At 73.5% G+C, this 24056-nt stretch carries 4 protein-coding genes; 2 read left to right on the top strand and 2 right to left on the bottom strand.

The window, feature by feature from the left end; genetic code table 11:
* Positions 1 to 36: 36 nt before the first annotated feature.
* The gene (locus QNA09_RS11560; RefSeq protein WP_308072442.1) at positions 37 to 22041 is read right to left on the bottom strand and encodes a non-ribosomal peptide synthase/polyketide synthase; all 22005 of its coding nucleotides are present in this window, start codon (positions 22039 to 22041) and stop codon (positions 37 to 39) included.
* Positions 22042 to 22484: 443 nt separating this feature from the next.
* Here QNA09_RS11560 and QNA09_RS11555 point away from each other — a divergent pair, with 443 nt between their 5' ends.
* A complete protein-coding gene (locus QNA09_RS11555; protein WP_017682078.1) occupies positions 22485 to 23093 on the top strand; it encodes a hypothetical protein in 609 nt (202 codons plus the stop codon).
* A 10-nt stretch (positions 23094 to 23103) separates the two neighbouring features.
* Here the strand turns inward: QNA09_RS11555 and QNA09_RS11550 are convergent, their stop codons facing one another.
* Complete coding sequence (locus tag QNA09_RS11550) at positions 23104 to 23436, bottom strand: hypothetical protein (protein ID WP_010596419.1); 333 nt, start codon at positions 23434 to 23436, stop codon at positions 23104 to 23106.
* Between the two features lie 207 nt (positions 23437 to 23643).
* On the opposite strand from QNA09_RS11550, the gene QNA09_RS11545 reads away from it, so the two are divergent.
* Positions 23644 to 23982, top strand: coding sequence for an RNA polymerase-binding protein RbpA (locus QNA09_RS11545; RefSeq protein WP_010596420.1), 339 nt, complete (start codon positions 23644 to 23646; stop codon positions 23980 to 23982).
* The last annotated feature ends 74 nt before the right edge of the window (positions 23983 to 24056 follow it).

Here is a 24056-nt window from a genome sequence, read left to right as displayed (position 1 = left end):
CGCGGGGATACGGAAGATGCTGTCCCGAAGACGATTTCAGTTCCGTGGGCCCGCGCCGGTGACCGCCGGGTCCGCCAGTCGCGCCGACAGGACCTGCACGATCGCCTCGACCGCGTGCGGGGACACCATCTCGTGGTGATCGCAGTCGATCCGGTACTGGTGGATCTCCCCCGACACCACGTTGTGCCAGGCCGCGACCGCCGCGACCGGGGCGGCGGACCGGACGGCGGTGAAGAACAGCACGTCCCCGTCGAAGGTGGCGGGCGCGTGCCGGCGGGCGGCCCGCAACGCGGCGGCCGAGCCCCGGTGGATCCGCTCGAGGTGCGCGGCGGTCAGACCGGTGTCGCCGCCCAGCGCCGCATCGAGCAGCTCCGCGGCCTGCTCGTAGGTCGGTTCCTGTTCGGCGTCGAACGGCACGCCCAGATCGCGGAGCATGTCGCGGATCCCGACCGAGCCGGCGCCCCGGACGCTGAGGTGACTGTCGAGCAGGGCGAGGGTGTCCACCCGCTCCCCTCCCCGGCGCAGTTCCACGGCGACGGCGTGGGCGACGACGCCGCCGAGCGACCAGCCGAGCAGGTGATAGGGGCCGTGCGGCTGGATACGGCGGATCTCCTCGACGTACCGCCGGGCCAGCGCGGTGACCGACTCCGGGGCGGGACCACCACTGAGAGTGGGCAACTGGAGCCCGTAGACGGGGCGGTCGCCGCCGACGCGCTGGGCGAGCGGCGCGTAGGCCCACGACAACCCGGCGGCCGGGTGGACGCAGAACAGCGGTGCGCCGGTGCCGTCGCGCAGGGGGACGAGCACCTGCAGGGCCTCGTCGATGCCGGTGCGTTCCTGCGGGCCCCCGAGGTGGGCGGCGAGGCCGGCGGGGGTCGGATGCGTGAAGATCGAGTGCAGCGGGACGGGCCGCCCGAGGCGCTCACCGAGTGCCGGCAGCATCCGGGTGGCGAGCAGCGAGGTGCCGCCGAGGTCGAAGAAGTTGTCGTCGACCGAGACCCGGTCCAGGCCGAGATAGTCGACGAATACCCCCACCACGGTGTGTTCGAGTTCCGTGGCCGGGGCGCGGTAGGTGCCGCCGAGCGCGGCGAAGTCCGGCTCCGGGAGGGCCCGCCGGTCCAGTTTGCCGGCCGGCGTGAGCGGGATCCTGTCGAGCACGACCACGGCGGTCGGCACCATGTGGCCCGGAAGCTGTTGCGCTGCAAATGCTTTTATGTCGGCGGGATCGGGGGCGCGGCCGGGGGCCGGCAGGACGTACGAGGCGAGGACGGTCTCCCCGGACGGGGCGGTGCGGCCGACGGTGTGTGCGAACACCACGTCCCGGTGCCCGGTGAGCGCGGCGTCGATCTCGGCGAGTTCGATGCGGAACCCGCGGACCTTGACCTGGAAATCGGAGCGACCGACGTATTCGAGGCTGTGGTCCTTGGTCCAGCGCACCACGTCGCCGGTGCGGTACAGCCGCTCCCCCGGCGCCCCGAACGGGTCGGCGACGAACCGCGCGGCGGTCAGGTCGGGGCGGGCGTGGTAGCCCCGCGCGAGGCCCGGTCCCGCGACGTACAACTCACCGGCGACCCCGACGGGCACCGGTCGCAGCCGGGCGTCGAGGACGACGGCGTGGAAGGCGCGGGTGGGCCGGCCGATGGTGACGGGTTCCCCCGGCGCCAAAGGATCGCTGATGGAGGTCATGATGGTCGCCTCGGTGGGGCCGTAGGCGTCGACCAGGCGGCGGCCTGGGGCCCACCGGGCGACGAGTTCGGGAGGGCAGGCCTCACCGGCGACGAGGAGAACCCCCACGCTGTCGACGGTGTCCGGGTCGAGGGAGGCCAGCGCGGTCGGGGTGATGAACGCGTGCGTGACCTGTTCGGCGTGCAGGACCTCGGCGAGTTCGTCGCCGCCGTACACGGCCGGGGGCACGATCACGAGGGTGGCACCGGCCGAGAGGGCCATCATCTGTTCGAACACCGAGGCGTCGAAGCTCGGCGAGGCCAGGTGCGAGACGCGGCTGCCGGGCCGGACGTCGAGGTGCAGGTGTTCCTCGACGGCGAGGTCGGACAGGCCGCGGTGGGTGAGCACGACGCCCTTGGGGCGGCCGGTCGACCCGGAGGTGTAGATCAGGTAGGCGGGATGGTCGGGTTCGAGGGTCGCGGTGCGCTCGGCGTCGGTCGGGGGCTCGGGTGCGTACGGCGCGAGTTCGGCGACGGTGGTGGCGGAGTCCAGCGCGAACCACGGCACGGTGGCGGGCAGCCCGTCGCGATGGGCGGTGACGGTGAGGCCGAGGGCGGCACCGCTGTCGGTGAGCATGTACTCGATGCGTTCACGCGGGTAGCTCGGGTCGACGGGCACGAACGCGGCGCCGGTCTTGGTCACGGCCCACAGGGCGGTCACGGAGTCGAGGCTGCGGGGCAGACCGAGGGCGACGACCGTCTCGGGGCCGACACCGTAGTCGACGAGCATCCGGGCGAGGCGGCTCGAGTGGGCGTCGAGTTCGCGGTAGGTGGCGCGGCGGGGCCCGTCGACGACGGCGAGGGCGTCCGGGTCGACGGCGACGGCGTCGGCGAGGATCTGCGGCCACACCCGGGTGCCGAGGGTGTGCGGGCCGTGGGCGGGGACCAGGGCACGACGCTCCTCGTCGGTGACGAGGTCGATGTCGCCGACGGGGGTGTCGGGGGCGGCGGTGACGGCGTCGAGCAGGCGGACGAACCGGTCCGCGAAGGCGGTGACGGTGTCGGCGTCGAACAGGTCGGTGGCGTAGACGAGGGCGGCGTCGAAGCCGGCGGGGGCGCCGGTGTCGTCGTGGTTCTCGCCGAGGAGCAGTTCGAGGTCGAAGTTGGCGACCGTCGGGTCGAGCGGCACGCCACTGACGGTCAGGTGCGGCAGTTCGAGGCGGGGACGTGCGGTGTTCTGGAATTCGAGCGAGACCTGGAACAGCGGCGCGTGGGCCGTGGAACGGGCCGGGTCGACGGCTTCGACGACCTGTTCGAAGGGGACGTCGGCGTGGGCGAAGGCGTCGAGGTCGGTGGTGGTGACGGCGGTGAGCAGATCGGCGTAGGTGCGCTGTCCGGGAACGTGGGTGCGCAGCACCAGGGTGTTGACGAACATGCCGACCAGATCGTCGAGGGCACGATGCCCCCGGCCGGCGATGGGAGTGCCCACCGCGATGTCGTCGCTGCCCGACAACCGCGCCAGCAGCACCGCCAGCACCGCGTGCACGGCCATGAACACGGTCGTGCCGCGGGCGGCGGCGAGGCGGGTGAGGCGTTCGTGCAGGGCGGCGTCGATCGGGAAGCGGACGACGTCGCCGCGGAAGGACTGCTGTGCGGGCCGCGGCCGGTCGGTGGGCAGGGCGAGGACTTCGGGCAGGCCGGCCAGGGCGGTGCGCCAGTAGTCGAGCTGGGTGGCGGCGAGGGAGCCGGGGACGGCGGCGTCGCCGAGGCGGCCGACCTGCCAGAGGGTGTAGTCGGCGTACTGCACGTCCAGTGGCGCCCAGGCGGGGGCGTCGCCGCGGGTGCGTGAGCGGTAGGCGGTCATCAGGTCGCGGGCGAGGGGCCCGGTGGAGAAGCCGTCCCCGGCGATGTGGTGGACAACGAGGACGGCGAGGTGCTCGTCGCGGCCGAGCGCATACACCCGCGCCCGCAGCGGCACGTCGACGGTGACGTCGAATCCGGTGGCGGCGAACTCCGCGGCGGCAGCGAGGACGGTGTCCTCGGTGGCGGGCACGACGTCGACGGTGAGACCGACGTCGTCGGCGTCGAGGATCCGCTGCACGGGCCCGTCGGGGCCGGCCGGGTAGACGGTGCGCAGGCTCTCGTGCCGGGCCAGGACGTCGCGGACGGCGGTGTCGAGCGCGGCGACGGACAGATGACCGGTCAGCCGGATCGCGAGCGGAATGTTGTAGGCCGGGGAGCTGGTGTCGAACTGGTTGACGAACCACATCCGTTGCTGGGCCGGGGACAGGGGGATGCGGTCCGGGCGGGGGCGGCGGACCGGTCCGGCACCGGTGGCCGGTTCGGTGCCCGGGGTCGCGGCGAGCCGGGCCGCGAGGGCGCGGACGGTCGGGGCTTCGAACAGGGCCCGTACCCCGAGGTCGACGCCGAGGGCGGCGCCGAGACGCGACGCGGCGCGGGTCGCGACGAGGGAGTTGCCGCCGATGTCGAAGAAGTTGTCGGTCACCGAGACCCGGTCGAGGCCGAGGACGTCGGCGAACACCCCGGCGACGGCGGTTTCGAGTTCGTCGGCCGGTGGGATGTAGTCCCCGCTGCCGCCGGACAGGTCCGGTGCGGGCAGGGCGCGGCGGTCGAGTTTGCCGACCGGGGTGAGCGGGATCTCGTCGAGGACGACGACCGCGGCGGGCACCATGTGCGCGGGCAGCCGGTCGCCGACGTGCGCGCGCAGGATGTCGGTGCCGATTTCGTGGCCGGGGGTGGGCAGCACGTAGGCGACGAGCACCGTCTCCCCGGAGGGCGCGGTGTGGCCGAGGGTCGCGGCGAACGCGACGTCAGGGTGGCTGCACAACGCGGCGTCGATCTCGCCGAGTTCGATGCGGAACCCGCGGACCTTGACCTGGAAGTCGGAGCGGCCCACGTATTCCAGTTCGAGGGCGTCGGTCCAGCGCACCACGTCGCCGGTGCGGTACAGCCGCTCCCCCGGCGTCCCGAACGGGTCGGCGACGAACCGGGCGGCGGTCAGGTCGGGGCGGGCGTGGTAGCCGCGGGCCAGGCCGAGGCCGCCGAGGTACAGCTCGCCGGCGACGCCGGCGGGCACGGGGCGCAGGGCGGCGTCGAGGACGACGGCGCGGACACCGCGCAGCGGTCCCCCGAGGGTGAGGGGGCCGGCGGCGGTCATCGGGGCGCTGATCGCGGCCATGATCGTGGTCTCGGTGGGGCCGTAGGCGTTGACCAGGCGCCGGCCGGGTGCCCAGGTGTCGCGTAGTTCGGCCGGCCAGGCCTCACCGCCGACGGCGAGGTCGGCGAAGGCGTCGAGGTCGGCGGCGGGCAGGGAGGCGAGGGCGGCGGGGGTGATGAAGCCGTGGGTGACGCTGTGCTCGCGCAGGACGCGGGCGAGTTCCTCACCGCCGTACACGGTGGGCGGTACGACCGCGAGGGCGGCGCCGGAACCGAACGCGAGCAGGTACTCGAAGATCGAGGCGTCGAAGCTCGGGGAGGAGAAGTGCATGACGGTGGCGTCGGGTCCGGCCCCGAACCGCTCCCGCTGGTCGAGGGCGAAGTTCTCGAGGCTGCGGTGGGTGGTCACCACACCCTTCGGGCGGCCGGTGGAACCGGAGGTGTAGATGAGGTAGGCGGGGTGGTCCAGCCGCAGGGGGCCGCGGCGGTCGGCGTCGCCGAGGGGCCCGGCGGGGGTGTCGGCGAGCCGGGCGGCGAAGTCGTCGGTGTCGACGGTGAGCCAGCGGACGGTGCCGGGCAGGGTGTCGTGGTGTGCGGCGGTGGTGAGCCCGAGGGCGGCGCCGCTGTCGGCGAGCATGAAGGCGATGCGGTCGGTGGGATAGTTCGGGTCGACGGGCACGAACGCGGCACCGGTCTTGGTCACGGCCCACATCGCGGCCACCGAATGCAGCGACCGCGAGATGCCCAGGGCCACGAAGGTTTCCGGGCCCACGCCGAGGTCGGTCAGGACGCGTGCGGCGCGGGTGGACCAGTCGTCGAGGCGGCGGTAGGTCCACCGGGTGGCGCCGTCGACGATCGCGACGGCGTCCGGGTGCGCGGCGGCGGTCGCGCCGAACAGCTCCGGCAGGGTGTGGGTGGTGCCGCCGACGGGACCACGGACCGGGGCCAGGGCGGCGCGTTCGTCGCCGACGAGCACGTCGACGCCCGCGGCCGGGGCGTGCAGATCGCCGGCGAGGGCGGTCAGGACCTTCTCGATGCGGTGGGCGACGGTCTCGACGGTCGCACGGTCGAAGACTTCGGGCAGGTACTTCAGCCGCAGGTGCAGGGTGGCGGTGTCCCCGCTGCCGGCCGGGTGGGCGACGATGCTCAGCGGGTAGTGCGTGGCGTCGTGGCCGCTGATCCCGGCCACCCGCATCCCGGCGATGTCGGTGTCCTCGGTCAGACCGGCCCGGTCCACCGGGTAGGACTCGAACACGGTGAGGGTGTCGAAGCCGGCGGCGGCGCCGACCCGGCGTTCGATGGTGCTCAGTCCGATGTGGTGGTGGTCGAGCAGGGCCGCCTGCTCGGCCTGTACTCGGTCGAGCAGGGCGCCGAGGGTCTCGGCGGGGCGCACGGTGACCCGGACCGGGACGGTGTTGATGAACAGCCCCACCATCGACTCGATTCCGGTGACCTGCGGGGGCCGGCCGGAGACGGTGGCACCGAAGACGACGTCGTCGCGGCCGGTGAGCGCACCGAGCACGAGCGCCCACGCGGTCTGCACCACGGTGTTGACGGTCACGCCGCGGTCGGCGGCGACGGCGTCGAGGCGCGCGGCGAGCCCACCCGGAAGGTCCAGGTCGAGATCTTGCGAGACCGCGGCGGTGCGACCGGGCCGGTGGGTGGGGGCGAGCAGGGTGGGTTCGTCGAGGCCGGCGAGGGCGTGGGCCCAGGCGTCCGCGGCGACGTCGGTGTCCTGCCCGGCCAGCCACCGCAGGTAGTCGCCGTAGCTGCGCGGGCGGCCGAGGGCCGCGGTGTCGCCGTCGGTGGCGTAGAGCAGCAGCAGATCCTTGACCAGCAGCGGAGTGGACCAGCCGTCGAGCAGGATGTGGTGGTTGGTCAGGGCCAGTCGGTACCGGTCGGCGGCGACCCGCACGAGGGTGGCGCGCAGCAGCGGGGCGACGGCGGTGTCGAAGCGGGTGCGGCGGTCCTCGTCGAGCAGGCGCGCCGCCTGGCGGTCCGGGTCGTCGAGGCCGGTCAGGTCGAGCACCGTCCAGGGCAGGTCGACGCGGGCGGGCACGACCTGCACGAAGCCGCCGGAGCCGTCGTCGGCGAACGCGGCCCGCAGGTTGGGGTGGCGGTCGAGCAGCAGTTGCGCGGCGCGGCGCAGCCGGTCCGGGTCCACGGTGCCCTGCAGGTCGAGGACGAGTTGGACGACGTAGGCGTCGGCGGACTGCTCGGCGAGCAGGGCGTGGAACAGCAACCCGGCCTGCAGCGGGGCGACGGGCCACACGGTGGCCAGGCCGCTGGCGTGCCCGGCCGCGCGGTAGTGGCGTTCGAGGCGGTCGAGGGCGGGCTGGTCGAGGGCGACGAGGGGCACGTCGGACGGGGTCAGGCCCCCGGCGTGCGGGCGGTGGACGTGTCGGGCGAGGGCGGCGGCGGCGGCCGCCCACCGCTCGGTGAGGGCGGCGACGTCGGCGTCGGTGAGCAGGTGCTGCGGGTAGGACCAGGTGGCGCGCAGCACGGGCCCGTCGGTGGTGGGCACGGTGACGGCGTTGATGTCGACGACCGCGGCGGCCGGCATATCCGGGCTCTGCGCGCCGCCCCGGTCGAAGGCGTCGACCGGGAGCCACGGGGTGTCCGCGTCGGTGACGCCCGGGGTGAGCCGACCCAGGTAGTTGAAGCTGATCTGCGGGGCGGGGCGGGTGCGCAACCGGGCGGCGGTGTCGGCGTTGAGGTAGCGCAGCAGGCCGAACCCGATGCCGTGGTCGGGGACGGCGGCGAGTTGTTCCTTGACGGCCTTGACGGCGGCGCCGGCAGCGTCGCCGCCGTCGAGCGCATCCGGCAGGTCGACATCGCTCAGGTCGAACCGGACCGGATGAATGGTGGTGAACCACCCGACGGTGTGGGAGAGGTCCGCGCCGGGGGCGACGGCGGTTTCGCGGCCGTGACCCTCGAGCGCGATCAGGACGTCGTCGGTGACGGTGCCGCGGTCGCGGCGCCAGGCGGTGACCGCCAGTGCCAGGGCGGTGAGCAGGCCGTCGTTGACGGTGCCGTGGAACGCGCCGGGCACCGTGGTCAGCAGCGCTGCGGTGACGTCGGCGGGCAGGTCGGTGGCCAGGGTGCGGACCGTGGCGTTGGTGTCGACGACCGGGTCGAGCGGACGGTCCCCGAGCAGCGGGTCGTCCCCGTCGAGGATCGCGGTCCAGCGGTCGAGTTCGGCGACACGGTCGGCGCGGTGCGCGGCGTCGACGAGGGCGTGCGCCCAGCGTCGCACGGAGGTGCCGGCGGGGGTGTCCTCGATCGCGGTGCCGTGACGGGCGGCGGCCCACGCGGTTGCGAGGTCGGGGACGAGGATGCGCCAGGACACCCCGTCGACGGCGAGGTGGTGCACGACCAGCAGCAGGCGCCCGGCGCCGGCGGCGGCGTCGAACCACACCGCCTGCAGCAGGATTCCGGCGGCGGTGTCGAGGCGGTCGGCGGCGGCGTCGAGTTCGGCGGCGGCGAGGGCGAAGAAGTCGTCGGTGTCGGCGGCGGTGGTGACGGGGACGCGGTGGATGAGCGGGTCGGCGGTGACCGCGCCGGGGCCGCGGACCTGCAGGCCGACGCCGGCGGGGTCGTCGACGTCGGGGACGAGGCGGGCGCGGAGGATGTCGTGCCGGTCCAGCACCGCCTGCAGCGTGGCCGTCAGGGTGGCACGGTCCAACCCGGCGGGCAGCCGCAACAGCGCGGCCTGCGAGTAGCGGTCGATGCTACCGCCGCGTTCGAGCATCCACCGCACGATCGGGGTCAGGGGGACGGCGCCGACGCCGCGGCCGGGCAGCTCCGCGAGGACGGCGGGGCCGTCGCCGAGGGTGGCGACGGCGGCGAGCGAGGCGGGGGTCTTGCGTTCGAACACGTCCCGGGGGCTCAGCTCGATGCCGTCGGCGCGGGCGCGTGAGACCAGCTGGATGGACATGATGCTGTCCCCGCCGAGCGCGAAGAACGAGTCGTCCACGCCGACCGTGTCGAGGCCGAGGACCTGCGCGAACAGCTCGACGAGCTGCCTTTCGAGGTGGCCGGCGGGGGCGCGGGTCGTGGTGGCCAGCGCGCCGAAGTCGGGGTCGGGCAGTGCCCTGCGGTCGAGTTTGCCGGTGGCCGTGACCGGCAGGGTGTCGAGGACGACGAGGGTGGCCGGGACCATGTAGGCGGCGAGACCGACGGCGACCTGCTCGAGCGTGGCGGCCACGTCGACGGTCGCGCCGGTCTCCGGAACCACGTATCCGACGAGGCGGTCGGCGGCCCGCTCGTCGCGGTGGAGCACGACGACGGCGCGGGCGACGCCCGGGCAGCGCAGCAACGCCGCCTCCACCTCCCCCAGCTCGATGCGGAAACCGTGCAGCTGCACCTGGAAGTCGCTGCGGCCGAGGTATTCGAGCCGGCCGTCGCGGCGGCGGCGGGCGAGGTCGCCGGTGCGGTACATGCGCGCGCCCGGGCCGGCGAACGGGTCGGCGACGAAGCGCGCGGCGGTCAGGTCGGGGCGGCCGAGGTAGCCGCGGGCGGCCTGGTCCCCGGAGACGTACATCTCGCCGATCACGCCCGTCGGCACCGGGTGCAGGCGCCGGTCGAGGACGTGCACCGTCAGGCCGGGGATGGCGTCGCCGATGACGCTGGCCGAGGCGGTCGCGGCGAACTGCCGGTCCAGCGGCTGCAGGGTCACGTGCACGGTGGTTTCGGTGATGCCGTACATGTTCACCAGCGCCGGGGCGGTGTCCGGGTGGCGGCGATACCAGCGTTCGAGCTGGGCGAGGTCGAGGGCCTCGCCGCCGAAGACGACGTAGCGCAGCGACAGGGTGTGGTCGCCGGCGGCGCGGTCGGCCTCGATCAGCTGGTAGAACGCGGTCGGTGTCTGGTTGAGCACGGTGACGTGCTCGCGGCGCAGCAGGTCGAGGAATGCCTCCGGGGAGCGGGCGGTGTGGTGGTCGACGACGACGAGGCGGCCACCGTAGGCGAGGGCGCCCCACAGTTCCCACACCGAGAAGTCGAAGGCGTAGGAGTGGAACATGGTCCACACGTCGTGCTCGTCGAACCCGAACCGGTCCTGGGTTTCGGCGAGGAGGGTGACGACGTTGCGGTGCGGGACGACGACGCCCTTGGGGCGGCCGGTCGAGCCGGAGGTGTAGATGACGTAGGCGGCGTGGTCGGGGTGCAGCGCTCCGAGCCGGTCGGCGTCGGTGAGCGGGCCGTCGGGTAGGTCGGCGAGCCGGGCGGCGGTGTCGGGGGTGTCGAGCAGCAGCACCGGGGTGTCCCCGGCGGGCAGGGCGGCGGTGTCGGCGGTGGTGCTGACGATGCACACCGGCCGGGCGTCGTCGAAGAGGAACGCGAGCCGCTCCGGCGGGTAGGACACGTCGACGGGCAGGTATCCGGCGCCGGTCTCGAGGACGGCGAGCAGGGTGACGATCAGGTCGGTGGAGCGGGGCACGGCGACGGCGACGAGCCGGTCGGGTCCGGCGCCGTGGGCGATCAGGTCCCGGGCCAGGCGGCGGGCCCGCGCGGCGAGTTCGCGGTAGGTCAGCGCCGGGGTGGCCGGGTCGGTGGGGGCGGTGATCGCGACCGTGTCGGGTCCGGCGGCGACGGACCGCGCGAAGACGGCGGTGAGGGTCTCGGCGTGCCGGACGGGGCGGGGCGCGGGCGCGGGTCGTTCGGCCGGGTCGAGCAGGTCGAGGTCGCCGACGGGCCGGGCGGGGTCGGTGGTGACGGCGGTGAGCAGCCGCACGAACCGCTCGGCGAAGGTGGTGACGGTGGCGGCGTCGAACAGGTCGGTGGCGAAGGTGAAGGCGCCGGTCATGCCGGCGGGGTCGGGACCGGCGGGCGGGTTCTCCCCCATCGTCAGCTGCAGGTCGAACTTGGCGACGGGGGCGTCGGCGTCGAGGGCGTCGACGGTCAGGTCCGGCAGCTGCAGGTGGGCGCGTTCGTTGTTCTGGAATTCGAGGACCACCTGGACGAGCGGGGCATGGTCGGTGGCGCGGGTGGGGGCGAGAGCGTCGACGAGCTTCTCGAAGGGCAGGTCTGCGTGGCCGAAGGCGGCGAGATCGACCTCGCGGGTGCGTTCGAGGTGGTCGGTGAACGGCAGGGCCGGGGTGACCGGGGTACGCAGCACCAGGGTGTTGACGAACATGCCGACCAGATCGTCGAGGGCACGATGCCCCCGGCCGGCGATGGGAGTGCCCACCGCGATGTCGTCGCTGCCCGACAGTCGCGCCAGCAGCACCGCCAGGGCGGCGTGCACGGCCATGAACACGGTGGTGCCGTGGGCGGCGGCGAGGTCGGTGAGGCGGCGGTGCAGGTCGGGTTCGACGTCGAAGCGGACGGTGGCGCCGCGGAACGACTGGTGCGGCGGGCGGGGCCGGTCGGTGGGCAGCGGCAGGATCTCCGGCAGGTCGGCCAGGGCGGTGCGCCAGTAGTCGAGTTGGGCGGCGGCGAGCGAGTCCGGGTCGGCCGGGTCGCCGAGGACCTCCCGCTGCCACAGCGCGTAGTCGGCGTACTGCACCTCGAGGGGCGTCCACGCCGGGTCCTGTCCCCGGGTGCGGGCGGCGTAGGCGGTCATCAGGTCCCGCGCCAGCGGCGCCATCGACGCCCCGTCCGCCGCGATGTGATGCACCACGAACACCAGCACATGCTCCCCGTCGCCGAGCACGAACAACCGCACCCGCACCGGCACCTGCGCCGCCACATCGAACCCCGCGGTCACCTCCGCCGCCACCCGCTGCGCCAGCCCATCGGCGGACACCGGGACCGGATCGAGGTCGGGGGTGGCCTGGACGGGGTCGGTGACCAGCTGCGCCGGTCCGGTGTTCTCGCTCGGGTACCAGGTGCGCAGGGTTTCGTGACGGGCGATCAGGTCGTGCACGGCGGCGGTGAGCGCTGCCCGGTCGAGGCGGCCGGTCAGCCGGATCGCCAGGGGGATGTTGTAGGCGGCCGAGGTGGTGTCGAACTGGTTGACGAACCACATCCGCTGCTGCGCCGGGGACAGCGGGATCCTATCCGGGCGCGGGCCTGCGGTGAGGGGGACGCGGGGGCCGCCGGCGTGGTCGTCGAGGATGCGGGCGGCCAGGGTCCGCACCGTGGGGGCCTCGAACAATGCCCGCACGCCGGCGTCGGTGCCGAGAGCGGCGTTGATGCGGGCGACCACCCGGGTGGCGATCAGCGAGTTCCCGCCGAGGTCGAAGAAGCTGTCGTCGACGGAGACCTTCTCGTGGCCGAGGGCCTCGGCGACGATCTCGGCGATGACGGTCTCGGTCTCGGTGGCCGGGGCGCGGTATTCGCCGGTGGCCGACAGGTCGGGTACCGGCAGGGCGCGGCGGTCGAGCTTGCCGACGGGGGTGAGCGGGATCTCGTCGAGGACGACGACCGCGGCGGGCACCATGTGCGCCGGCAGTTGCCCGGCGACGTGGGCGCGCAGCGCGGCGGTGTCGACGTGGTGGCCGGTCTCCGGCAGCACGTAGGCGACGAGGGCGGTGTCGCCGGACGGGGTGGTGTGCCCGATCGTCACCGCGAACGCGACATCGTCGTGGGCGGTCAGGACGGTGTCGATCTCGCCGAGTTCGATGCGGAACCCACGGACCTTGACCTGGAAATCGGAACGCCCGAGGTACTCGACGGTGCCGTCGGTGCGCCAGCGCACCACGTCGCCGGTGCGGTACATCCGCTCCCCCGGCGCCCCGAACGGGTCGGCGACGAACCGGGCGGCGGTCAGGTCGGGGCGACGATGGTAGCCGCGGGCGAGGCCGGCGCCGGCGATGTAGAGCTCACCGGCGACCCCGGTGGGGACAGGCCGCAGTCGTTCGTCGAGGACGACCTCGTGGAAACCGATCGCGGGGCCGCCGACGGTGACGGTGGTGTCCGGACGCATGTCGGGGCTGACGCTGGTTTCGATGGTGGCCTCGGACGGGCCGTAGCCGTTGTACATGTGCCGGCCCGGCGCCCACCGGTCGACCAGTTCCGGTGGGCAGGCCTCCCCGGCGACGACGAGCACGCGCAGCTCGTCGAGCCCGGTGGGGTCGAGGGAGGCGAGGGTGGTGGGGGTGACGAAGGCGTGGGTGATGTGTTCCTCGCGCAGGATGCGGGCGAGTTCCTCGCCGCCGTAGACGGTGGGCGGCACGATGACGAGAGTGGCGCCGGCGCAGAACGCCTTGGTCAGTTCGAACAGGGACGCGTCGAAGCTCGGCGAGGCCAGATGCGACACGCGGGCCCGGTGGGTGATCGAGAAGTGTTCGCGCACTTCGGCATTGAGGTTCGTCAGGCCGCGGTGGGTGACGACGACGCCCTTGGGCCGACCGGTCGAGCCGGAGGTGTAGATCAGGTAGGCCGGATGGTCGTACCGCAGCGGGGCCCGACGGTCGTCGTCGGTGACCGGGGCGGGCGAGACGTCGTCGAGTCCGCGGCGCAGGCCGGGGTCGTCGAGCAGCAGCCACGGCACCGAGTCGACGGGCCACACGTCACGGTGGGCGGTGGTGGTCAGCCCGAGGACGGCCCGGCAGTCGTCGAGCATGTAGGCGATCCGCTCGGGCGGGTAGCCGGGATCGACGGGGACGAACGCCGCCCCGGACTTGGTCACCGCCCACACCGCCGCCACCGACTCGATCGATCGGGAAATCCCCAGCGCGACGAAGGATTCGGGTCCGACGCCGCGCTCGACGAGGACCCGGGCCAGCCGGTTGGACCAGGCGTCGAGCTCACCGTAGGTGACGGTGCGGCCTTCGAACGACAGCGCGACCGCCTCCGGCACGATCGCCGCCACCGACGACAGCAGTTCGGGCCACAGCTGAGGGGAGACCGCGGGCCGGCCCCGCGCCGGGGCGAGGGTGGCGAATTCGCGGGGGGTGACGATCTCCACGTCCCCCACCGTCACGGCCGCATCCGCGGTGACGGCGTCGAGGATCCGCACGAACCGGTCCGCGAACGAGGCGATTGTGGCCGCGTCGAACAGGTCGGTGGCGTACGTGAACGCCGCCTGCACGCCGGATCCGGCGGGCCGTTCGGCGATCGACAGCTGCAGGTCGAACGGGGACAGGCCCGGATCGAGGTCGAGCACGCGGGCCGTCGCCCCGGGCAGGGCGATGTCGGGGCGCTCGATGTCCTGGAATTCGAGCAGCACCTGGAACAGCGGCGGGTAGGACGTCGACCGGGGCGGGTCGAGGGCCTCGACGAGCCGCTCGAACGGGACGTCGGCCTGGCCGAAGGCCGCCAGGTCCGCCGAGCGGACGCGCCGCAGCAGCGAATCGAACCGTTCGCGTTCGTCGACCGGGGCCCGCAGCACGACGGTGTTGACGAACATGCCGACGAGATCGTCGAGGGCGCGGTCGCCGCGGCCGGCGACGGGGGTGCCGATCACGATGTCGTCGCTGGTGGACAGCCGGGCCAGCAGCACCGTGAGCGCCGCATGCACGACCATGAACAGCGACGCGTCGTGCGCGCGGGCCAACGCGAGCATCCCGCGATGGGTGTCGGTGCCGATCTCGAAGGCCACGCGGGCACCGCGGCCGGACTGCTGCACCGGGCGCGGCCGATCCCACGGCAGCTCGAGCAGTTCCGGTGCCCCGGCCAGGGCGTCGTGCCAGAACGCGAGCTGCCTTGCGGCGAGGGAGGCGGGCTCGGACTCGTCGCCCAGCACGGTGTGCTGCCACAGCGTGTAGTCGGCGTACTGCACCGGCAGCGGCGACCAGGTGGGGGCGTGCCCCTCGGCGCGGGCGGCGTACGCGGTCATCAGATCCCGCCCCAGCGGTCCCATCGAGAATCCGTCGGCGGCGATGTGGTGCACGACCAGGACCAGCACGTGGTCGGTGTCGGTGACGGTGAGCAGCCGGATCCGCACCGGCACCTCGGTGGCGACGTCGAAGCCGGTGCCGACGATCCGGTCGATGTGCGCGGGCACCGTGTCCTCGGTCTCGACGGGGGTGACGGTGAAGTCGGGCTGCCACACCGCGACGGGCAGCACGACCTGTACCGGGCCGTCGTCGGTGAGCGGGTAGCGCGTGCGCAGTGTCTCGTGCCGGGCGGCGACGTCGGCGGCGGCGGCCCGCAGCGCGGCGTGGTCCAGCGTCCCGGCCAGGCGCAACGCGACGGCGATGTTGTAGGCCGGGGACGTCGTGTCGAACTGGTTGATGAACCACATGCGCTGCTGCGCCGGGGACAGCGGGACCACTGGCGGCCGGGTCACGGCGGCGAGCGGGGGCCGGGCGGCGACGTCACGGTCACGTAGCCGCTCGGCCAGGGCCGCGACGGTGGGTGCGTCGAACAGGTCCCGCACGCCCACCTCGGCGCCGGTCGCGGCGGCGATCCGCGCGGCCATCCGCATGGCCAGCAACGAGTTTCCGCCCAGTTCCAGGAAGTTGTCGTGCACACCGACCCTCGGTACCGCGAGCAGATCGGCGAAGATCTCGGCCAGCACCTGTTCGACCGGGGTCCGCGGCGCGACGTGTTCCGCCGCCCGGTCGGCGGCGAGATCCGGGGCGGGCAGGGCCTTGCGGTCGAGCTTGCCGTTCGGGTTCAGCGGGAGCCGGTCGAGGACGACGACGTGGGTGGGCACCATGTAGCCGGGCAGCCGGGCGGCGGCCGCCTCGAGCAGGGCCGCGGTGTCGACGGTGCGGTCGGACTCGGGTACCACGTACGCCACGAGCACCCCGTCGGAACCGTCGGCGGCGCCGGTGGGCCGGTGCACCACGACGGCAGTCTGCGCGACGACCGGGTCGGCGAGCAACGCGTGCTCGATCTCGCCGAGTTCGATTCGCAGCCCCCGGAGCTTGACCTGGAAGTCGGAACGGCCGAGGTAGACCAGGTTGCCGTCGCGGCGCCAGGACACGAGGTCGCCGGTGCGGTACATGCGGGTGCCGGGTGGACCGAAGGGGTCGGCGACGAACCGGTCGGCGGTCAGGTCGCCGCGCCCGACGTAGCCGCGGGCGAGCTGGATGCCGGACAGGTACAGCTCGCCGACGGCACCGACGGGGACGGGGTGCAGCCGCGCGTCGAGGACGTGGACGCGGGTGTTCCACACCGGTGCACCGATCGGCACGACGTCGGCGTCGTCGTCGGTGCACGCCCACGAGGTGACGTCGACGGCGGCCTCGGTGGGCCCGTACAGGTTGTGCAGCGCGGCGGCGGGGAACGCCGCGTGGGCGGCGGTGACCGTGGCCGGTGGCAGCGCCTCGCCGCTGCAGAACAGCAGCCGCAGCGACGGGCAGCGGCCCGCGTCGGTGGCCGCGACGAACACCGCGAGCATGGACGGCACGAAATGCGCCACGGTGACGTGCTGCTGCTCGACGACGGTGGTCAGGTAGGCGGGGTCGCGGTGCCCGTCGGGTGCGGCGACGACGAGCCGAGCCCCGGTGTGCAACGGCCAGAAGAACTCCCACACCGACACGTCGAACGTGAACGGGGTCTTCTGCAGGACGGTGTCCTCGGCGGTGAGCGGGTAGGCGTGCTGCATCCACCGCAGCCGGTTGACGATCGCGGCGTGCGGGACCGCGACCCCCTTGGGGCGGCCGGTGGAGCCGGAGGTGTAGAGCACGTAGGCGAGGTGGTCCCCCGTCAGCGGGGCGGTGCGCTCCTGCGGGGTGAGGGCGGCGGCGGACTCGCCGCTCGGCTCCAGCCGGTCCAGCTCGAGGACCGGGACGGAGGTGGGCAGCGGTGTCCGGTCGGCGGTGGTGGTGAGCACGCACACCGGGCGGGCGTTGTCCAGGACGTACTCGAGCCGGTCGGCGGGATGGTCGGGGTCGAGCGGCAGGTACGCGCCGCCGGCCTTGATCACCGCGTACATCCCGACGAGCAGCTCGACCGAGCGGCGCATCGCGAGACCGACGAGACGGTCCGGACCGACCCCGGCGGCGATCAGGTGCCGGGCGAGCCGGTTGGTGCGGGCGTCGAAGTCGGCGTACGTCACGGTCTCGTCGCCGAACACGACGGCGTCGGCGTCGGGCGTGCGGGCGGCCTGCCGGGCGAACAGGTCGGCGAGGGTGTGCGCGGTGCGGGGCGCGTCGGTGGCGTTCCAGCGCCGCAGGATCAGCTCCCGTTCTCCCCCCTCGAGCAGGTCGAGGTCGCCGACGGGGACGTGCGGGGCGGCGGTCACGGCGGTGAGCAGCCTCACGAACCGCTCGGTGAGGGCGGTGACGGTGCCGGGGTCGAACAGGTCGGTCGCATACGACAGGGCGCCGGTGAGGGCGGCGCCGTCGTGGCCGGGGACCTCGGTCAGGGTCAGGTGCAGATCGAATTTGGTGGTGCCGGTGTCGATTTCGGAGACGTCGACGGTCAGGTCGGGTAGCTGCAGGCGGGCCGACTCGGTGTTCTGGAATGCCAGCATCACCTGGAACAGCGGCGCGTACGCCTCGGACCGGTGGCCGGGGACGGCATCGACCAGGGCGTCGAACGGCAGGTCGGTGTGGGCGAGGGCGTCGAGGTCCCGGTCCCGCACGCGGGTCAGGTGTTCGGCGAAGGTGTGCTGCGCGTCGACGGGGGTGCGCAGCACCACGGTGTTGACGAACATGCCGACCAGATCGTCGAGGGCACGGTCGCCGCGACCGGAGACGGGGGTGCCCACGGTGACGTCGTCGCTGCCCGACAGCCGGGACAGCAGCACCGCCAGGGCGGCGTGCACGGTGATGAAGGGGGTGGCGCCGTGGGTGCGGCCCAGTTCGCCTACGGCCCGGTACAGCTCGGCACCGACGTCGAAGCGGACGGTGGCGCCGCGGAACGACTGGTGCGGCGGGCGGGGCCGGTCGGTGGGCAGTGCCAGCACTTCCGGTGCCCCGGACAGGGTCTCGCGCCAGTAGTCGAGTTGGGCGGCGGCGAGCGAGTCCGGGTCGGCCGGGTCGCCGAGGACCTCCCGCTGCCACAGCGCGTAGTCGGCGTACTGCACCTCGAGGGGCGTCCACGCCGGGTCCTGTCCCCGGGTGCGGGCGGCGTAGGCGGTCATCAGGTCCCGCGCCAGCGGCGCCATCGACGCCCCGTCCGCCGCGATGTGATGCACCACGAACACCAGCACATGCTCCCCGTCGCCGAGCACGAACAACCGCACCCGCACCGGCACCTGCGCCGCCACATCGAACCCCGCGGTCACCTCCGCCGCCACCCGCTGCGCCAGCCCATCGGCGGTGACGGTCGTCGCGGTGAGATCGACGGGCACCTGCTCGACCGGGCGGATCCGCTGGACGGGTCCGTCGGCGGTGGCCGGGAACTCGGTGCGCAGGGCCTCGTGGCGGGCGAGCACATCGGTGACGGCGGCGGTGAGGGCGTCGCGGTCGAGTCGGCCGCGCAGCCGGATCGCCATCGGGATGTTGTAGGCCGGGGAGGTGGTGTCGAGCTGGTTGACGAACCACATCCGCTGCTGCGCTGCGGAGACCAGGAGCACGTCCGGGCGGGGCCCGGCCACCAGCGGCGCCCGGGTGCCCGCGCCGGCGCCGGCGGTCAGGGCGGCCAGGGTCCGCACCGTGGGGGCCTCGAACAATGCCCGCACGCCCAGGTCGGTGCCGAGGGCGGCGTTGACGCGGGCGACCACCCGGGTGGCGATCAGCGAGTTCCCGCCGAGATCGAAGAAGCTGTCGTCGACACCGACGCGGTCGACGCCGAGGAGTTCGGCGAACACCTGCGCCACCGTCCGTTCGACGTCGGAGGACGGCGCGACGTAGGTGCTGCCGTCGGGCGCGAGCACGGGCACCGGCAGCGCACGCCGGTCGAGCTTGCCGACGGGAGTGAGGGGGATCTCGTCGAGGACGACGATCGCCGTGGGCACCATGTGCGCCGGCAGGCTCCGCGACAGGTGCGCGAGGAGGGCGCCGGGTTCGGCGGTGTGCCCGGCCGGCGGCAGCACGTAGGCGACGAGGGCGGTGTCGCCGGACGGGGTGGTGTGCCCGATCGTCACCGCGAACGCGACATCGTCGTGGGCGGTCAGGACGGTGTCGATCTCGCCGAGTTCGATGCGGAACCCACGGACCTTGACCTGGAAATCGGAACGCCCGAGGTACTCGACGGTGCCGTCGGTGCGCCAGCGCACCACGTCGCCGGTGCGGTACATCCGCTCCCCCGGCGCCCCGAACGGGTCGGCGACGAACCGTTCGGCGCTGAGCCCGGGCCGGCCGCGGTAGCCGCGGGTGATGCCCGGTCCGGCGATGTAGAGATCGCCGGCGACCCCGACCGGCACCGGCCGCAGTCGGGAGTCCAGGACGACCTCGTGGGTGCCGCGCACGGGGGTGCCGATCGGGATCGCCGGTGCCGGCGTCAGCGGGCCGCAGATGTTGACGACGATGGTGGCCTCGGTCGGGCCGTACGCGTTGAACATCCGTCGGCCCGGGGCCCAGCGGGCGACGAGTTCGGGCGGGCACGCGTCCCCGGCGACGGTGACCGACTCGGCGGCGACGCCCTCCGGGTCGACCGAGGCCAGCGCCGCGGGGGTGGAGAAGGCATGGGTGATGCGTTGCTCGCGGAAGAAGCGGGCGAGTTCCTCGCCGCCGTAGATCGTCGGGGGCACCACGACGAGGGTGGCGCCGATCGCGAAGGCGGTCATGTACTCGTACACCGAGGCGTCGAAGCTCGGCGACGAGAAGTGCGAGACCCGCGAGTGCAAGGTGGGGCCGTGCCGGCCGTGCAGTTCGGCGCACAGGTTCGCCAGACCGCGATGCGGGACCACCACGCCCTTGGGTCGACCGGTGGACCCGGAGGTGTAGATCAGGTAGGCGGGATGGTCGAAGTGCAGCGCGCCGCGCCGGTCGAGGTCCGACAACGGGCCGTCGGGGACCGAGTCCAGCGCCGTGACGAACTCCGCGTCGTCGAGCACCAGCCACGGCACGTCGTCCGGCAGGCCGTCGCGGTGGGCGGTGGTGGTCAGCCCGAGCACCGCCCCGGAGTCGGCGAGCATGTACTCGATCCGCTCGGCCGGGTACGTCGGGTCGACCGGCATGTAGGCGGCACCGGACTTGGCCACCGCCCAGATCGCGGCCACCGATTCGAGGGATCGGGCGATGCCGAGGGCGACGAACGTCTCCGGCCCGGCGCCGGCGTCGATCAGGACCCGGGCGACCCGATCGGACCAGGCGTCGAGCTGCCCGTACGTCATCGTGCGGCCCTCGAACTCGAGCGCACTCGCCTCCGGGACGTGCGAAGCCACCGCGGTGAGGATCTCGGGCCACAGCTGCGGGGACACGCCGGGCAGTCCGCGGACCGGGCTCAGCTGCGCCGCTTCGTCCGGGAAGACGATGTCGACGCTGCCGACCGGGGCGGTGGGGTCGGCGGCGACGGTGCCCAGAACCCGCAGCAAACGTTCGAAGAACGATCGTGCGGTGGCGGGGTCGTAGAGGTCGGTGGCGTACGTACCCCGCAGGTGGGTGCCGTCGGGGCCGGTCGCGGTGTGCAGCGCGAGTTCGGCGTGCGCGAGGCCGTCGTCGGCGGCGGTGCCGCCGGGGTCGAGAAGCACCGGCAGGGCCGGCACGTGCTGTGCGTCGAAGCACCGGGCGAGCCGGTCGGCCGGGACGTCGGCGTGGGCGGTGGCGGCGGCGTGGATCGCCGCGACCCGACCGAGCAGCTCGGCGAACGGCTCGTTCTCGTCGAGCCGCACCCGCAGCGGCAGCGCCCCGGCCGGGGTGGACAGTCCGACGAGGGTGTCGGCGCCGGCGGTGAGCCGGGCGACGAGGACCGCGGCGGCGGCGTGCAGCACCTCGGTGGCGGTGACGCCGTGGCGCCGGGCGAGGTCGCCCACCCGGTCCCCCAGCTCGGCGGGGACGGGTAGGTCGAGGCGGGCGGCGACGGGGGTGCTGCGCGGACCGGTGCGGCGACGGTCGGCGGGCAGCTCGAGGTGTTCGGGCGCCCCGGCCAGGGCGGCCCGCCAGAACCGCTCGAGGTCGGCGTCGCGGCGCAGGCGCTCGGCGACGGCGGCGGTCGCGGGGTGGATGCGCGCGACCGGCGTGTCCGGTTCGGCCCGCAGGAACTCGCCGAACAGCTCGACAAAGCGAGCGTGGTGCTCGCGCAGCTCGTCCGGCTCGTACTGGTGGGGATTGCCGCGGAAATCCACGAACGTCCGGGCGGGGGTGCCGCTCTGATAGATGTTGACCAGCAGGTCCTCGACCGGACCCGAGGTCATGATGTGGAACTCGCCGCGGATGGGGCCGAGCGCGATCTCCTGGCGGAAGAGCATCACGTTGATCATCGGTCCGCCGTAGCTGCGGGCCCGGCCGGTGGTGCCGGTCTCGCGGCGGATGTCCTCGAGGCTGAACCGCTGGTGCCGCAGCGCACCGGTCAGTTCCAGCTGGGCGCGGTGCACCAGGTCGCCGCGGGTGTCGGTGTCCTCGAGGCGGATGTGCAGCGGCGCGGTGTTGACGAGCATGCCGCCGGAGCGCTTGGCCGCCACGGTGGTCCGCGCGAACACCGGCAGGTTGAGCATCACGTCGGCGCGGCCGGTGATCCGGGAGAGGTAGCACGCGAACGCCGCGACCACCGTCGCGGCCGCCGACGATCCGCTCGTGGCGTCGGCGTCGGTCAGCCGGGCGACCAGGTCGTCGGGCAGGGTGACGCTGTCGAGGGTGCTGCGCGCGGCGGTCGGGGCCGTCCGCCGCGCCAGGGTCGATCCGTCCTCGAGCCCGGCGACCCGCCCGATCCAGTAGTCGCGGTCGCTCGTGTACCGGCTCGAACCGCGGTAGTCGAGGTCGGATCGGTAGAGGGAGTGCAGGTCGGCGGCGGTGGGCGGCTCGGGGGCCCGGTCCTCGTGGGCCGCCGAGTACAGGGCGGCGATCCGGTTGACCATCGTCATGGCGCCGAAACCGTCGAGGGCGACGTGGTGGATCCGGCTGTACCACAGGTGCCGTCGCTCGCCGAGCCGCAGGATCGTCATGTTCACCAGCGGGTCGCGGGCCAGATCGACCGGGGTGGCGTAGTCGGTGTTCATCCACTGCTGCGCCGCGGCCATCGGGTCCGGGGCCCCGGAGAAGTCGAGCAGCGGGACGTCGCTGCGGTCGAGGTCCGGATCGACGTACTGGTAGGGCTCGCCGTCGACCTCGACGACGCGCAGGTACGGCGACTGGAACTCGCGCGCGGCCTCGTGCGCGACGGCGCGCAGCAGATCCAGGTCGAGGTCTCCGGGCAGGTCGACGTACTGGGCGATGCAGACGGGGACCTCGGGTGCCAGCTGTTGCGCGACCCAGATCGAACGCTGGGCGGAGGACAACGGGAAGGCCCCGGGCGGAATGTACGGCCGCTCTTGCAACGAACTCCCCTTCACGAAAGTGATTCCAGTGCTGTCCTGGCACCCCCCGGCACCGTGCAGGAAAACCTCTCGGTCGGATCGACGTGGCTGTAGCTCTCTCCCCTTCGATCGTCCGCGCCCTCGAAGATGTGACAGCGGGCGCTCCCTCAAGCTAGACCACCGCGACGACATCCCGACCCGAAACCGGAGCGAAAAATCGACCCCCCGGGCCGCATCGTTTCCGAGTCGAGACCTCGACGGGGACCTGTCGCCGTCTCGACCGCAGATCGACGGGAAACTGTGACCGTTCCATCGCGGTCCGGTCACCGAATGAGCGCGAATCACGGTTTCGAGAGCCGTCTTTCGAGCCGGTTCACGGAAACGGCCCGCGCCGGCCCCGACCCCCCTATTGTCGAGCCGACCACGTCGTCGCCCGTGCCCGTCCCACCCTCGAGGAGCTCTGGATGCAGCAGCGTCGATGGACCGTTCGTTCGCTCACCGCCGCAGCCGCTGTCGCGGCGGCGGTGGCCGTGCCCGCGCACGCCGTCGCGGAACCCGAGCCCCCGGGACTGCCGCCGGACGCGTTGCGTGCGGCCGCGGCCGCGGAGTCCCCCGAGGCGCTGCGGGCGGTGGAGTCGCTGCTCGACGCGGCTCGCACCCCGGCGTTGTTCGAGCCGCCACCGCGCAACACTCCGCAGCCGTTCATGCAGCCCGCCCCCACGTTCGGGCTCGGCTGCGGGGGCGGTTTCACCCCCTACGCGATGACCACCGGATGGGCCCAGCCCGGCCCCAACGCGGTGCCCCCGGTGCAGATCGGCCAGCTGAAGATCTTCGTCTCCCCCACGATCCCCACCCTGCCCGCGCGGGCCGACCTGAAGTTCGTGTGGCTGAACATGGAGAACTTCCGCGGCGGCGTGGACACGCTCGACGACACCGTGGGCGGGGTGCCGCAGCTGTCGAAGACCCTCGACACCGGCACCGGTCCGGTGCTGTCGGCACTGTTCGGGTCCGTGCAGTACGTCGACGGCACCTTCTGCCAGGTGGTGTACACGATGGGGGCGTTCTTCGCCTGAGCGGGCCGGCTCAGCGGAGCCGTTCGGCGGCGCGGGCCAGCCGCACGAGCTCGTCGCACAGGGCGGCCAGTTCCGCCGGACCGGCGCCCTCCGCCACCGCGGTCGCGACGTCCTCGGCCGCGCACCGCACCTCGAAGGCACGGTCGGCGACAGCGCTCGCCTCCGCGGCGGTCAGGATCACCGCGTCCTCCGGCAGTCCCGCTTCCCGGGTGAGGGTGCGTTGCTCGTAGGCCCGCTGACGGCACGAGCGGCGGCAGTAGCGGCGACGGCGCCCGAGGGGGGCGTCGGCGACCGGCCGGCCACACCAGAGGCAGTTCTCCGGTTCACGGGTACGTCCGGTCATGGCCGTCCACCCTACCGGCCGGCGGAGCCGCGGCGGCCGGGGCGGTAGACTCACCCGCGCCCACGGCCGCGGGGCGGTCGGGAACCGATTCGACCGCGTGTGCGTTGACAGAAGAGGTCGGCATCCGCCGATGTCGACCGCACTGTGGACGCGCGCTCGCCCCGGAGGCGAGCGCACCGGGCGGAGCACACAAGAGAGGACACCACCATGGCAGATCGTGTACTGCGAGGCAGCCGGCTCGGGGCGGTGAGCTACGAGACCGACCGTGACCACGATCTGGCGCCGCGGCGGATCGCCCGCTACCGCTGTGACAACGGCGAGGAGTTCGACGTTCCGTTCGCCGACGACGCGGAGATCCCCGGCACCTGGATCTGCAAGAACGGTCTGGAAGGCTCCCTGGTCGAGGGCGCGGCGCCCGAGGCGAAGAAGGTCAAGCCGCCGCGCACCCACTGGGACATGCTGCTCGAACGCCGCTCCATCGACGAGCTCGACGAGCTGCTCAAGGAGCGCCTCGAACTGCTCAAGACCAAGCGGCGCGGCGCCTGACCTCAGGTCGACCGGTACGCACGAGGCCGCCCCCGGGATCCGTCCCGGGGGCGGCCTCGTGCGTACCGGGGGCG

Origin of the sequence: Rhodococcus sp. AH-ZY2 (genome assembly GCF_030916465.1) — a bacterium.
GTDB lineage: Bacteria > Actinomycetota > Actinomycetes > Mycobacteriales > Mycobacteriaceae > Rhodococcus > Rhodococcus ruber.
This window is presented reverse-complemented; position numbering and strand designations above follow the sequence as displayed.

Bases quoted from the DNA above. Each gene is read 5' to 3' on its own strand.
- QNA09_RS11555 (WP_017682078.1), top strand. From the start codon at position 22,485: ATGCAGCAGCGTCGATGGACCGTTCGTTCGCTCACCGCCGCAGCCGCT.
- QNA09_RS11545 (WP_010596420.1), top strand. From the start codon at position 23,644: ATGGCAGATCGTGTACTGCGAGGCAGCCGGCTCGGGGCGGTGAGCTAC.
- QNA09_RS11550 (WP_010596419.1), bottom strand. From the start codon at position 23,436: ATGACCGGACGTACCCGTGAACCGGAGAACTGCCTCTGGTGTGGCCGG.